This window comes from Microbacterium sp. cf332, assembly GCF_900102175.1.
Classification (GTDB): domain Bacteria; phylum Actinomycetota; class Actinomycetes; order Actinomycetales; family Microbacteriaceae; genus Microbacterium.
Map to the genome: position 1 here is coordinate 418,247 of NZ_FNKN01000001.1, position 13,150 is coordinate 431,396.

12 protein-coding genes and 1 pseudogene are annotated in these 13,150 nt (G+C 65.9%); 8 read left to right on the forward strand and 5 right to left on the reverse strand.

The genetic code is table 11. The features are described from left to right. Positions 1 to 217: 217 nt before the first annotated feature. The gene (locus BLT21_RS01920; protein WP_091498373.1) at positions 218 to 703 is read left to right on the forward strand and encodes a murein hydrolase activator EnvC family protein; all 486 of its coding nucleotides are present in this window, start codon (positions 218 to 220) and stop codon (positions 701 to 703) included. Between the two features lie 4 nt (positions 704 to 707). Here BLT21_RS01920 and BLT21_RS01925 read toward each other — a convergent pair whose 3' ends face one another. The 3 genes and pseudogenes from BLT21_RS01925 to BLT21_RS01935 form a co-directional block, all read right to left on the reverse strand. Further along, complete coding sequence (locus BLT21_RS01925) at positions 708 to 1,283, reverse strand: DUF3060 domain-containing protein (RefSeq protein ID WP_176786783.1); 576 nt, start codon at positions 1,281 to 1,283, stop codon at positions 708 to 710. A 62-nt stretch (positions 1,284 to 1,345) separates the two neighbouring features. Next, on the reverse strand, positions 1,346 to 2,257 hold the full coding sequence (locus BLT21_RS01930) for a tyrosine-type recombinase/integrase (protein WP_091498379.1): 912 nt from the start codon (positions 2,255 to 2,257) through the stop codon (positions 1,346 to 1,348). A gap of 98 nt (positions 2,258 to 2,355) precedes the next feature. Further along, a pseudogene (locus BLT21_RS01935) lies at positions 2,356 to 2,817 on the reverse strand (DNA-processing protein DprA); the annotation flags it as partial. Positions 2,818 to 2,825: 8 nt separating this feature from the next. Between BLT21_RS01935 and BLT21_RS01940 the strand changes: the two are divergent. Beyond that, positions 2,826 to 4,169 (forward strand): recombinase family protein, encoded by a 1,344-nt coding sequence (locus tag BLT21_RS01940; RefSeq protein WP_091498386.1) that lies wholly within the window; start codon positions 2,826 to 2,828, stop codon positions 4,167 to 4,169. On the opposite strand, the gene BLT21_RS01945 is transcribed toward BLT21_RS01940, so the two are convergent. Both BLT21_RS01945 and BLT21_RS01950 read right to left on the reverse strand, forming a co-directional pair. Beyond that, positions 4,166 to 4,510 (reverse strand): hypothetical protein, encoded by a 345-nt coding sequence (locus BLT21_RS01945; protein ID WP_143024915.1) that lies wholly within the window; start codon positions 4,508 to 4,510, stop codon positions 4,166 to 4,168. The genes BLT21_RS01940 and BLT21_RS01945 overlap by 4 nt on opposite strands. A gap of 478 nt (positions 4,511 to 4,988) precedes the next feature. Further along, positions 4,989 to 6,413 carry a DNA primase family protein gene (locus tag BLT21_RS01950; protein WP_091498392.1) on the reverse strand — a complete coding sequence of 475 codons (1,425 nt, stop codon included), beginning with the start codon at positions 6,411 to 6,413 and terminating at the stop codon, positions 4,989 to 4,991. Positions 6,414 to 7,344: 931 nt separating this feature from the next. Here BLT21_RS01950 and BLT21_RS01955 point away from each other — a divergent pair. The 6 genes from BLT21_RS01955 to BLT21_RS01980 all read left to right on the forward strand — a co-directional run bounded on the left by BLT21_RS01955 (position 7,345) and on the right by BLT21_RS01980 (position 13,144). After that, the gene (locus tag BLT21_RS01955; RefSeq protein ID WP_091498395.1) at positions 7,345 to 7,548 is read left to right on the forward strand and encodes a hypothetical protein; all 204 of its coding nucleotides are present in this window, start codon (positions 7,345 to 7,347) and stop codon (positions 7,546 to 7,548) included. Between the two features lie 595 nt (positions 7,549 to 8,143). Continuing rightward, a complete protein-coding gene (locus tag BLT21_RS01960; RefSeq protein ID WP_091498398.1) occupies positions 8,144 to 8,392 on the forward strand; it encodes an HNH endonuclease in 249 nt (82 codons plus the stop codon). Positions 8,393 to 8,482: 90 nt separating this feature from the next. Further along, entirely contained in the window at positions 8,483 to 8,776 is a 294-nt protein-coding gene (locus BLT21_RS01965; protein WP_143024916.1) for a hypothetical protein, read from the forward strand. A 109-nt stretch (positions 8,777 to 8,885) separates the two neighbouring features. Continuing rightward, a complete protein-coding gene (locus BLT21_RS01970; protein WP_176786784.1) occupies positions 8,886 to 10,208 on the forward strand; it encodes a terminase large subunit domain-containing protein in 1,323 nt (440 codons plus the stop codon). Positions 10,209 to 10,271: 63 nt separating this feature from the next. Then, a complete protein-coding gene (locus BLT21_RS01975; RefSeq protein ID WP_091498409.1) occupies positions 10,272 to 11,459 on the forward strand; it encodes a phage portal protein in 1,188 nt (395 codons plus the stop codon). Positions 11,460 to 11,467: 8 nt separating this feature from the next. Next, positions 11,468 to 13,144, forward strand: coding sequence for an HK97 family phage prohead protease (locus BLT21_RS01980; RefSeq protein WP_176786785.1), 1,677 nt, complete (start codon positions 11,468 to 11,470; stop codon positions 13,142 to 13,144). The last annotated feature ends 6 nt before the right edge of the window (positions 13,145 to 13,150 follow it).

The following is a 13,150-nucleotide window of genomic DNA, read 5'->3' on the forward strand; positions in this document are numbered from 1 at the left end:
GGCGCACTTCCGCTCGCCGCCGGAGCGGGAGACCTGGGGAAGAGGCGCCACGATCGGAAAACGATCGCGCAGGGCACGCGTAGTCACCTCGACGAGCGAGGTGCGGTGAACAGTGTAGCAGTCGGGGGCTCCTCCCCCGGGCTCCCCCGGCCCGCGCTCTCCCCCGTGTCGGCCCTCCGTCCGCAGCGGCGTACGGCGGTAGGACGACGCTCGGAGAATGATCCGTCGCTCCGGCCATCCGCTCGTCGCCACCATCGTCGTCTCGCTCGCCGCGTCGACCGTTGTGATGCCGCCGCAAGTCCCGCCGTGGATGCCGCCGGTTCCGGAGAGCAGTATCGTGCGGGGCTTCGAGGCCCCGGCGCACGCTTACGCACCCGGACACCGCGGCATCGACGTGGCATCGAGCGCTCGGGACGTCGTCGCGCCGGCGGGCGGCGTCGTCGCCTTCGCCGGGCCGGTCGCGGGCCGGACCGTGCTGACGCTCGATCACGGCGACGGGCTGGTGAGCAGCATGGAGCCCGTCGAGACGATCCTGCGGCCCGGGACCGCGGTCGTGGCCGGCGAACACGTCGGGACGATCGCGCCCGGAGGGCACGTCGGCGACGGCACCCTCCACGTCGGAGTGCGACTGTATGGCGAGTACATCAATCCGCTGATCCTGCTGGTCGGGCTCGTGCGCCCCGTCCTGCTCCCGTGCTGCTGAGGACTCAGTCGCCGCCGAAGGCGTTGCGGTCTCCGCTCTGCGTGACCGGCCCGAGGCGCTCGGCCTCCACGCGGTTGTCGTTCCCCGACACCGACACGGTGCCGATCTCGTCGGCGTCGATCTCGTTCCGGTCGCCGCTGACGGTGAGAGCGGCGATCGCCCCGGCGTCGACATCGGCCGACTGCCCCGTGACCTCGAGGGAGTCGACGGCGTCCAGTTCGAGCTCGATCCGATCGCCGCTCGCGACGACTGCTCCGACGCGCGCGTCCGAGAGGTCGAGGTCGATCCCGTCGCCTTCCACCCGTACGAGCTCGCACGCGCCCGCGAACGCCGCGTCCATCTCGGCGCCGCGGATGGCGACGACGCCGTCGACGCAAGCCGGCGTGCCCGGTATGGACGACGTCGCGCCGGGCGCCGGAGGTGACATCGTGTCGGGCGCGGACGGCGTGGGCGGTGCGGTCGACACCCCCGGCGCCGAGGGCCGCACGATGCTGTCGGGGACGGATGCATCGACGGGAACGCACGACGAGAGCGCGAGTATCACCGCGACGGCGCCGATCGGGACGAGTGTTCTGCGCATATCGCTCTCCTGGGATCGTTCATCGGCCGAGGTCCACGCTAGGGCCGGCCGTCCGAGTGTCATCATGCCCGCGGATGCGCCTGTCGGTAGGCGGCGGCGAGCCGCTCACCCGAGACGTGCGTGTAGATCTGCGTGGTGCCGAGGCTCGCATGCCCGAGGATCTCCTGAACGGCGCGCAGGTCGGCGCCCCCGTCGAGCAGATGGGTGGCTGCCGAGTGGCGCAGAGTGTGCGGCCCGACCGTCTCGACCCCGAGGGTCGGCCCGAGCGTGTGCGACACGACCGCATAGACGGCTCGCGGGCTGACCCGGCCGCCACGCGCGCCCAGGAACACCGCGCGCGCGTGGCGGCCGCCGGCCGGGGCGTGCTCGGCGAGGATCGGACGAGCTCGCACCAGATACGCCTGCAGCGCGTCGAGGGCCGGCCCACCGACGGGCACGACCCGGTCCTTATCGCCCTTGCCTGTGACGCGGGCGGTGCGCCGCCCCTCGTCGACGTCGTCGAGATCGAGCCCGCAGAGCTCCGACACGCGGATGCCGGTCGCGTAGAGCATCTCGAGGACCGCATGGTCGCGCAGGGCGAGCGGGTCGCCATCGCTCGCCGCTGCGCGGAGACCGTCGAGCACCGTGGCCATCGTGGGCACCGTCGCGACCTTCGGGAGTGTCCGCGCCCGCTTGGGCGAGGCCAGCCGCAGGGCCGGGTCGCTCACGATCTCGCCGCGCTCCGTCGCCCACGCGAAGAACCCCCGTGCTGTGGCGGTTCGACGCGCGAGGGTCGCGCGCGCGTCGCCCCGTTCGCTCGCCCGCCACACCCAGTCGCGGAGCACTTCGATGTCGACATCCGCGAGTTCGGGATCGTGAGCGGACGCGGCGAGGTCGGCCAGGTCGTTCAGGTACGCGCGGATGGTGTTGTCCGACAGCCGACGGACGCGACGGAGATGTTCGCCGTAGGCCTCCGCCGCCACCGAGATGCGCATGCTCCCAGCATGACCGACGAGTGTCGAGCGCCGGCGACGGCTCGCGGACGCACCCTCGCGGGGTGGTGCACGGACCTCGCTCATGGAGCGCTCCTCGCTCACTTCCCCGACCTCCGCCAGCCCCGATCGTCACCACTGACCCGCCCCTCGAGACCGAGCAGCCCGAGAAGACTGGCGGCATCGTCGGCGCCCAGGCCCGAACGGCGAGCGATCTCGGCGAGATCCCGGGGGGTCCGGACGCTCAGGGCGTCGAGCACCCGCGTCGCGTCGTCGGTGCGCCCGCTCGGGTCCGATCCGTCGCGGGCGTCCGCGAGGGCGTTCACCCACCCGATGAGCTCGCGGACGTCCTCAGCACTCGTGATGCAGTGGCCGTCGTACTCGCGCAGCACCCGGTGGCACCCCGCTGACGCCGCAGAGGTGACCGGTCCCGGTATCGCGCCGAGCGCGCGGCCGAGCGCGGCCGCGTGTCCGGCGGTGTTGAGCGATCCCGACCGCCACCCCGCCTCGACGACGACCGTCGCATCAGAAAGGGCGGCGATCAGCCGATTGCGCTGGCAGAATCACAGACGTGACAACATGCGCGATCTACGTCCGGCAGTCCATCGACAAGGCGGAGGGCATCAGCCGCCAGCTTGCGCGGTGCCGCGCCCTCGCGGACTCGCGAGGCTGGACCGTCATCGCCGAGTTCGAGGACAACGCCGTGAGCGCGTTCAAGTCTCGCGGTCAGGGCACCGCATGGCAACGACTCCTCGACTCCTCCGCCGATGTTGTCGCGTCTGTGAACATGGACCGCCTACTTCGCGGGCAGGCTGACCTCCTCGCGCTCATCGACGCTGGGAAGACGGTCGCCACAGTAGAAGGTGACCTCGACCTCACGACCGCGGAAGGCCGGTTCCGTGCCGAACTCCTCACCTCGCTCGCGTCGTTCGAGGCACGCCGGAAGGGCGAGCGTCAGGTCCGAGGCAACGAATCGCGGGTGGCGAACGGGCTCCCGGTTCCGGGTAAGAGGCGCTTCGGCTTCGAGGCGGGAAACGTGGTCGAGCGCCCCGAGGAGGCCGAGCAGGTAAGAGAGGCATACGCCGACATACTTGCGGGGCACTCCCTCCGCTCGATCGCGGCCCGCTTCGGGAAGGCCCCGGTGCGCGTCCGGGAGATTCTGACGAACCCGGCGTACGCGGGCTATGTCGTGCGGAAGGGGCAGCGCTTCGAGGCTCACGCAACCGTTGCCCGTGTTGTAGAGCGGGACGTATGGGAGGCGGTGCAAGACCTCCTCGCCGATGACGCCCGCCGCACGAGCCCCGGCCCGAGCCGGAAGCACTTCCTGAGTGGGATCGCCCGGTGCGAGTGCGGGGCGCTCATGCGGGTCATCAGCGTCTACTACCGATGCACCGCGGACACCTCACACGCGACGATCTACCGGCGCGACCTCGAACCGCACGTCAAGTCACACCTCGCCGTCGCGCTCATCCGCAACGCCGGGGCCGCAACGGTCGGTGCGCCCGCCCCGCTCGCGCGACGCCTGAGCGAGCTAGAGGACGAGCGGACTCGCTGGACCCGCATGGGGGCACTCCCGGGGGTGGACTTCGCGGAGGTCGAGCGGGAACTAGTGCGGATCGCCCGCGAGGCCGAGGCGGTCGCGGAGCAGCTAGGCCGTAGCCGGGTGGAGTCCGCAACTCAGCGCCTCACCGTGGAGGCCCTGACAGTGCTCGCTGACGCCCTCGAAGACCCGGACGCCATGGAGGAGTTGCCGGACGGATCGCGGGACGTAGAAGTGAACTTCGACGCCTGGGAAACGTACTTCGACGGCCTGCCGCTTGACTCGCGGCGTGACCTCGTGGACTCGCGCCTGACCGTTGTCGTCAGCAAGGGCCGCGGACTTGGACGTGTCTCAGTCACCGCGCGCGACGCCTAGAGCATCAAGTCTTCAAGTGTGACGCCAAACCGTCCCGCTACATCTGACGTGTTCGCGGCGATCCAAGCCCCGGCTAGCACAGGATGGCCAGAGTTCTCGACGTACAGCGTGAAGAGATAGTCACGCTTCTCGCGGTTGCGGTTGGCTAGCTCACGTACTTGCCCCTTCGAGGGAAGGTGCATTTCCTTGATCTGCACATCGAACGACGGCACGCGTGCCCCCGGGACGTAGACACCGACAACATCCCCAACAGAGAGGTGCCCTTCCTCAAGCTCCGACAGAAGCGCCAGACCCCTCGTTGTCTGCACTACCCCATGGACGGTGACCGATAGTTCGCTCATGGCAGGCAACCTACTCGACATGGCGGCTCCTGTCAGTCCGTCCCGCCCGTGGAGGCCTCGAGTTCGACTGAGCACGCAAGAGTATCGCCACTAAATAATTGCCGCTGACCAGGGTTTTTCAAGTTGCACACAGCGCGACCGAGAGCTATTATTGAGCATGTCGCCGGATGGTTCTCCCACAGTCCGCTGACGAGGCCCCGGGACTCCCTGCCCGGGGCCTCGCCCTTTTTCTTTCGTCAACTCCACAGAGGAATCAGAACCGCAGCGCCCGCAGTCTCCGCAGTCCGTCGAGGTCCGTGCGGAGCGCGGCGAACCGGATGCGCGCGGCCCACGCGCGAAGCTCAAGAGTGCTCATCGTGGCCCTCTCGGGTGTCACGGATGTTGTGGGTCGTGATCCATTGATCCATCCAGCGCACCGTGTCCTCCAGACGCGCGATGCGCTCCTCAAGAGACGGTGCGGGGTGCTCGTATCGGCGGGTCACGCTCGCACCTCGCCCGGGACGTAGACGTAGATACCCGAGAACCCTCGGGTGCCGTTCGTCTTGACCTCGCCGAAGCCGAGAGTGCGCAGCGCCTTGTAGAACTCCGGGCCGGTCTTCGGGCGGCGGATGCCGTTGTGCTCGCACCACAGCGAGTAGCGGGTGTAGATCGTCGTGCGGGTAGCCCGCAGGCGCTCGTTACCCACGTCCGCTGTCACGGCCTCATCCTCATCGAGCCATTCCCGGATTGGATCGGAGTCGCGGGCGAACCGCTCGCGGGCCTCACGAGCCGCGCCGATGACCTCGAACTCGCGGAACGGGCGCTCGACGACGGACCCGTCTCTCTGCTGAACCGGCTCAGTTCGGTAGTAGAGGGCGCGAAGGGCACGCATCGCCTTGTTGAAGATGCCCGGACTTTCCGCGAACAGCGCCGACTCATCGAACGGCTTCGAGCGGTCTACCTTCCGGTCGAACGGCAGGATGACCCAGCGCCGGAAGTACGCCCCCGACGTGTTGGCCGACTGCCACACCTTGTTCGTGCTGAACACCGGCACCGCGTACGGGCTGAACGGGAACGCCGTCTTGCCCTTGAACTCAGCGCTCATCGTGTCGCCGCCCGTGATCTGTAGGAACAGGCTCGTGTCGTTCATGTACGAGGCGTCGATGTCGCCGACGATGTTCGCCGTCTTCCCGAAGAGGTTCGCCGCCGAGAAGCGGTTCTCGGTGAGAGACTTCAGGCTCTCGGCGGAGATGTTCTCGCGCCCGAGGAGGCGTTCGAGCACCCGCAGGAACGTACTCTTGCCCGTCCCCTCGGGGCCGAGAAGGAGGAACGCCCGCTGTAGGGGGTTGCCGGTCATCAGCATGTAGCCGAGCGATTCCCACACGAGCGACTGCACCTCGGGAGGCAACACCTCGTTCATCCACGCATCGAACCGCGGGCACGTCGCATCAGGGTCGTAGTCGATCGGTAGCTGAGTCATCGACAGGTCTCGCGGGTCATGCGGCACCTCGACTACGCCGATGCCCTCGCCGTGGCCGTTCACCGCTCGCCAGTCGATCATCGTATTCCGGAGGTTGATCAGCGGTGCCCACGCCTCGGGTTCGGTTGCGGGAAGGCGCACGGTCAACTTCGAGTGACGCACGAGACGTTCCACAGTCGATGCGCGGCTCATCGTGTACTCGTTCTTAAGGATGCGGCTCACACGCCGATCGATGATCTCGTCATCAGGCACCCACACACCGACCCGAGGATCGATCTGAGCCGGGTCGATCTTCGAGGTGTCGGTCCCGCGGCTGGTGAGGAAGACCCAGAACCCTCCATCGGGACCGATCGCGATGTTGTCACCGAGCATCACGGCCATGGTGTGCGGCTTGAACTTCCCGGCGTCGGTGAAGTAGTCGCCCTTGTTGGACGGCGCGGCCATCAGAAACCGCCCCGATCGATGCCCCGAGGGTGCCCCACAGGTGCCCCGGAATCGGACACGGTGAGGTTCACCGACTCATCTTCGGGGCAACCCTGGGGCAGGTCTAGGGCACCTTCTAGGGCACCTTCTTTCTTACTCTCTACTGGGATAGGGCTGGTGGGGCAGGTTTCTGGGACAACATGCTCGGATGCTCCGATGTCGTCATTTCCTCGGTGACTGAGAGAAAAGTGCCCCGCCTGCCCCACGGACCACGGGACCACCGGAGCGCCTGAGAGCATCCAGTCGTGGATCGTCTCAGGGTCCATCCGCGGCGGCATGGAGAGGTACAGGTTGTAGTCGAGTTCGGGCGGGCATGAGCCACGCTCCCAGAGTCGGGAGGAGGGCTCGTAGAAGTAGGCGACGCCACGGATGCGGAGCGTTTCGTTCAGTCCGAGAGGGCCGTACTGCGGGGCGAACTCGTCGCCCGGGGTCAGTGATGACATGGTGTGATTCCAAATGTAGAAACGAAAAGGCCCCCGGATGCACACCACGAACATCAGAGGGCCGATTCGGTCGAATCTAGTTTGGAATCTACATATAAGTATAGCAGAAATTCGGCTCGTGGTGTTAAGCATATGTGCCGAACTCGACTGCCGAACTTCCGTTCCGTCTCGGCGGGCACGAGACCATTCTAGCAGAAATTCGCAAGCCCTATATAAGCCACTGGCACACATACTTGCCCCCAGATGATGGGGTTACACCATTTTGATCCGTCGATTCAAGACGAAAGCCCCTCTCGGCAGATGAAGGATACCGAGAGGGGCCACACATGAAAGATGCACAACCCGTGACAGTTGCACATCCTCATTATATCGTTTCTTCCAAAGGTGGTAAAATGGGAGTACCACATTGAAAGAATGCCTCGCGAATCGAGGCGAAAGTTGTAACCATCATGACCTCTATCTCGGCCACTATTTCGAAGACTGCCACCGTCGGGGAACTCGCCGAAGCGTTCCGCGCGCTTGAGAAGGTGTCCTCAGCTCTCGAAGTTCACTACAACGATGAACGGCCCGTGCCTCGTGTCCTCACTCGGGTCGAGGTCAAGACGTATCTTGCCGAGATGGCCCGCCGGTGGGGGTACACCTCGGATGAGTGAGCTAGAACGCCGCCCCTCCGCGGCTATACCGGAGGGAACCGGGCACCCGAAGGGCGAACCCTTCACCAAGTGGACATATGTCGACCTCGGATGCCGCTGTGCGCGCTGTACCGCGTCGTTCAAGCGGTCGAAGCTCTACACCCCTGAGCCCGTCCTAGACGTGCTGGGACGGCCCTTCACGGGGTTCCCGCAGCATGACCGGTACCTCGGGTCATGGGACGCGGGGTGCCGCTGTGAGGGGTGCTTTGACGATGCTTGAGCACGGTATCTTGCAACCGACCGAGAACGGCGTCCCGCTGTGTGCCTGCGACTACTGCGAGGCCGCGAAGCGGGTCATCGTCCGTATGCGCCGCCCCGCCACGCAGGCCACCAACGAACGTAACGCCGCCCTCCTCGCCGCTGTGAAGCACGCCGCTGAGACGGGCGGAGAGGTGCCTGAGGGCGCACGTCCGAAGGTCAGAACTGTTGTCACCGCGGATACATCGTTCCTCGATGGCGTGCCTGCGGGCCAGCGTTGGCAGGCCCGTGTCCAGCACTACGCGGCCCGCGTGGGTAACCGTACCTACTCAGGTCGGCGTGATGGGTGGACCAACATATGAGCGTCCATTCAGCACGCGGTGCAGCGTGGAACAGGGTCCGCCTCGCATGCCTTGAGCGTGACCTGGAGGTGTGCGCGTATTGCGGAGGCCATGCCACCACAGCCGATCACGTGATCCCCATCAGCAAGGGCGGGCCGTCCGAGCTATGGAACCTGGTCGCCGCGTGTCAGCCGTGCAACGCCCGGAAGTCGGATCGGCCGATCCTTCGCCGCTTCTGGCGCGATGAGACGTGGTTCGCGCGATGAGCCGCCCCCCTTTCTCCTCCGGCGCACACGGAGAACCCCGCCCCACCTCTTTCGCGCACAAACGGCTGAATAATCCCGAGGTTTGACCCGATGACCACCGAAACACTCTCAGTAACGCTGGAAACCTATCTAGAGTCTCTAGGTTCCTCGGTGACCCCTGCGGAATCCCCCATGATCGCCGCCCTCCGCGCGATGGCAACGCAGCTTGACGCGCAGATCGCCGACGAGGGCGCGGTTGCGTCCCTCCTCGCGACCTACACCCGCGAATTGGCCCGCTTCCAAAAGGCCCGCGCGAACATGCCCGCGGTCGATCCGCTCGCCGCCGCCCTGGACGCTCTGAACGCCCCTGCCCCTACGACAAACGACGCCATGAACGATTCGTGACTTCGGGGCGGCTCGATACACCGCCCCACTATCGGACAACTTCACGAGCGACTGGGATCGGTTCGAGCCGATCATTCTCATTGTCTGGCGCGAGGCCTTCGGCATCGAGTTGGACCCGTGGCAACGCGCCCTTCTCCGCGCGATCCTCGAAACCTACCCGCCGGGCCACGCTCGCGCGGGTCAGCTTCGCTACCGCTCCGTCGTCGTCTCCATGGGGCGACAGAACGGAAAGACGGAACTCGGTGCGATCCTCGGGCTCTGGGGACTCCTCCGCCAGCCGAATGCGTTCACGATCGGCCTCGCGTCCAGCAAGGAACAGGCCGACCTCATCTATGCGCGCGCCCGGAAGGCCATCGAAGGAAACCCGACACTGTTGGCGCGCTTCCGGCGCTCGACCGGCACCCGCGGTCTAGAGACCCACGACGGTGCGATCTACCGCGTAGCACCCGCGGAGTCGGCGGGGCTACAGGGCATCCCGATCCACACAGCACTGGTGGACGAGCTTCACATCCTCCCGCGCGAGCTATGGGCTGACGTGGTGAACGGGACAGGGGCTCGACCAAACACGCTCGTCATCGGGATCACGACGGCGGGCGGCGACGAGTCCGAGCTACTGAAGAACCTCTATGAGACCGGCGACAAGGCGGTGTCGGGTGACCCCACGCTTGAGCGCTTCGGATTCTTCGTGTGGGAGGCTCCCGAGTCAATCGTCCCCACCGATGACGGGAAGCTTCTCGACTACCTCGAAGCCGCGAACCCGGCACTCTCGGGCGGTCGCCTCGACCCCGAGACGATCCTTGCGGACGTGCGCGCCCTCAGCAACGCCGAGATTCTGCGCTACCGCCTGAACCGCTTCACCTCGGGCACGGAGGCCTTCATTCCGCTAGCGAAGTGGGGAGAATGCCAACGCCCGTGGGATGCGGAGTGGCCCACCGGCACACAGCCCGTGATTGCTCTCGACTGGACAACCGGTCAGGGTAGCGCCACCATCGCCGCCGCGGTCCTCGATGAGTCCGGCACGGTGCACACGAAGCTCATCGCGGACATACCGAACCCGACCCTCGACACCCTGACCGCGCTCTGCGAAGAACTGTCGTTCCGCTACCCCGCCGCGTTCGTGATGTACAGCTACCGCCTTCGCGAACTCGGGAACGAACTGAAGCGCCGCGGATATCCCGTGTCCCTCTACTCGCCCGCCGACATTGTGCGCGCCTCGAATTCATTCTACGCGCGGGTGGCTCGGAAGACGGTCCTCCACGCGGGTGACCCATTGCTCACGGTGCAACTCCCCCGCACCGTCTCGAAGCCTCACGGAGACTCGTTCATCATTTCCGCGTCTGATTCCTCGACCGAAATCGATGCGGTTATGGCAACCGTTATGGCGGTGCATGCCGCCGAGGTTACACCGCAGCAGTCCGCGAGCTTCTTCTAAATATCACCCTCGAATTCGATGGTAAAATGGTAGGAGACACAAGCGACGAATTCCTATCAGTATTTGGAGTACGTCGCTTTGGCAATTTGGGACACATGGAAGACCGTCACGCGGGCCGCTGAGGTCATCGCGGACGGTGGCGCTTTCGTCATCCCCTCGCGCGCAGTCTCAGGCCGTGCCGTCTCACCCGAAGACGCCCTCACGCTCCCCGAGGTCTACCGCGCCTTCTCGCTCATCTCGACGGCAATCAAGCAGCTCTCGCTCGACGTATATCGCGGCGATGAGCGCCTAGACCCGAAGCCCGCAATCGTGCGCGCCCCGAACGTGGCCATGAGCGCCGGTCAGTTTCTCGAACTGGTTGTGAACTCGATGAGCGCGACCGGTAACGCATACCTCTTGATCGACCGCGATTCCTCGGGCCGCGTCGTGAACTTCACGCCGCTGGACCCGCGCAATGTCGAGCCGCAAACTGACGGCTCCGGCAGAACGACACATTACGCCGTCGCAGGACGTACGACGCCCGTCCCTTCGCGCGACATGGCGCATCCGCAACTGAATCGGATGCCCGGTCGCGCGAAGGGCCTCGGGCCGATTCAGGCCGCGCAGGGCACCCTCCGCGGCGCGCTCGATGTCCGCGACTACGCCTCGAATTGGTTCCACGATTCCGGTCTACCCTCGGGCGGCTATTGGAGCACCGACAAGCCGCTTACGCCCGTGCAGGCAGCGGCGAACCGTGAGGCACTGACGCAGGCCGCACGCGACCGCGAGGGCGTGCCGATGGTCGGAGACGGCTTCAAGCTGGTTCCGTTCTCGCTCTCGCCCGAAGATGCGCAGTGGCTCGAATCTCGGAAGTTCAACACCACCGATATCGCCCGACTGTTCGGTGTGCCCGCGTCGCTCATGCTCGCGACCCTCGACGGCAACGCTCAGTCATATCAGAACGTCTCTCAGGAACTCACGTCCTGGGTCAAGTTCGGCCTCGCGCAGTACACGAACGAAATCGAGGAGGCGCTATCTCGCGCCCTCCCCCGCGGCCAGCGGGTCCGCTTCAACTTCGAAGCCCTTCTCCGCGGTGACACCGCCGAGCGTTACGCCGCTCACGAGTCCGCACTTCGCGCCGGATGGATGACCCCGGACGAGGTTCGGGCCATCGAGAACCTTCCCCCGCTCCCCAAGCCCGAACCGGCCCCCGCTCCCGCCCCTGAGGCAGTCGAGCCCGAGGCTCCCGAGACCATGGAGGCCCCGGCATGAGCGATGACATGACTCTCGGCGACCTTGCCGCACTGCCTGACGACGACGAGACGAAGCGCGAAGCCGTGGACGGCATCGCGTCCGCGTTGCGCGGTGGCCTCAGAACCGGGCAAATAGAGACCCGCGAAGCGACCCTAGAGTTCCGCGCCGACGAGAGCGCCGATGAGGGCGTGATCGAGGGCTACGCCGTCCCGTATGGCGAGATTGCCGACATCGGCGGGCGCTACCGAGAGAGCTTCGAGCGCGGCGCGTTCGACGGTTCGCAGGACATCAAGCTCTACCGCGATCACAAGACGATCATCGGGCACGTCCTCGAAACCGAGGACCGCGACGGCGGTCTCTGGGTCCGCGCGAAGGTCGCCCTATCCGACCTCGGACGCGACACCCTCGCCCTCCTCCGCTCGGGCGCGCTGAACCGCTTCTCGGTCGGATTCATTCCCCTCAATCAGCGCACGTCAGACGCCGGTGTCGTCGTGCGTACCAAGGCCCTTCTGCGGGAAATCTCCGTAGTCGAACGTCCCGCATACAGCGGGGCATCCATCCTCAGCGTTCGCGAGGAATCAACCCCCATCAATGGAGAAACCACAATGACTGATTCAGTCTCTCCCGCGGACGTGAACGAGCTCCGCGGCCAGGTCGAGGACATCGAGCGTCGCTTCGAGACCTTCACCACTTCCGCCCCCTCGGCTCCCGCCGTGGACCGCCGCTCTGCCGGTGCTGTCGTAAAGGCCATGGTCTCGGGTGACGCCGAGACGATCGACGCCTACAACCGCGCACAGGAACACCGTCACGACGAGCTTCAGCAGCGCGACTTCAATGGCGCGGTCATGGCCGACGCCCCGGTTCGCGCCGAGTACGTTCAGAACCTCACCCGCCTCTACGACAACACCTCGGGCGTTCAGGCCCGTCTGTTCTCGCGCGGCACCCTGCCCGCTACAGGCAAGACCGTCGAGTTCGTTCGTCTAGCCACGAACACCCTGAAGGTCGAGGAACAGGTCAACGAAGGTGACACTCTCGCTTACGGCAAGCTGACCTTCGAGGACGACTCCGCTCCGATCAAGACCTTCGGCGGATGGACCGAGCTTTCACGCCAGGCCATCGAGCGTTCGAGCATCCCCGTGCTGAACACGACGCTTGAGGCCCTGACGATCGAGGCTGGTAAGCGCAAGAAGATCGAGCTGCGCAAGGCCGTCACCGATGTCATCAACGCGCGCAAGGCCATCACCGCGAACGGCGGTGTCGTCGTCCTCGGTTCCACCCTCGCCGCTTCTGAGGCGGGCCGCTGGGAGGACGCACTAATCGACGCCGCTATGCGCTTCGATCTTCTGAACGCAGCACCCGAGGCCCTGGTTGTCTCGGCTTCGGTGTTCAAGAAGCTCCGCAGCCTGACCGTCTCGGGCGAGCGCGTGTTCACGGTCGCCAACGGCAACCACACCGGCTCGCTGAACCTGCCGGGTCTGACGGGTAACCTCGCCGGCCTTCCGGTCTACCTCGACGCCGGTCAGACCGGTGATGAGGCCTACTTCCTGAACGGTCGCGCCATCAAGCAGTACGACAGCGCTCTGTTCTCGCTCTCGGACGAGAACATCACCAACCTGACGAAGCAGTTCTCGGTCTACTTCTACGGCGCAATCGCCGACGAGTTCCCGGAGCTAATCGTTCCGGTCAAGCTCGCCGCATCTTGAGGCACC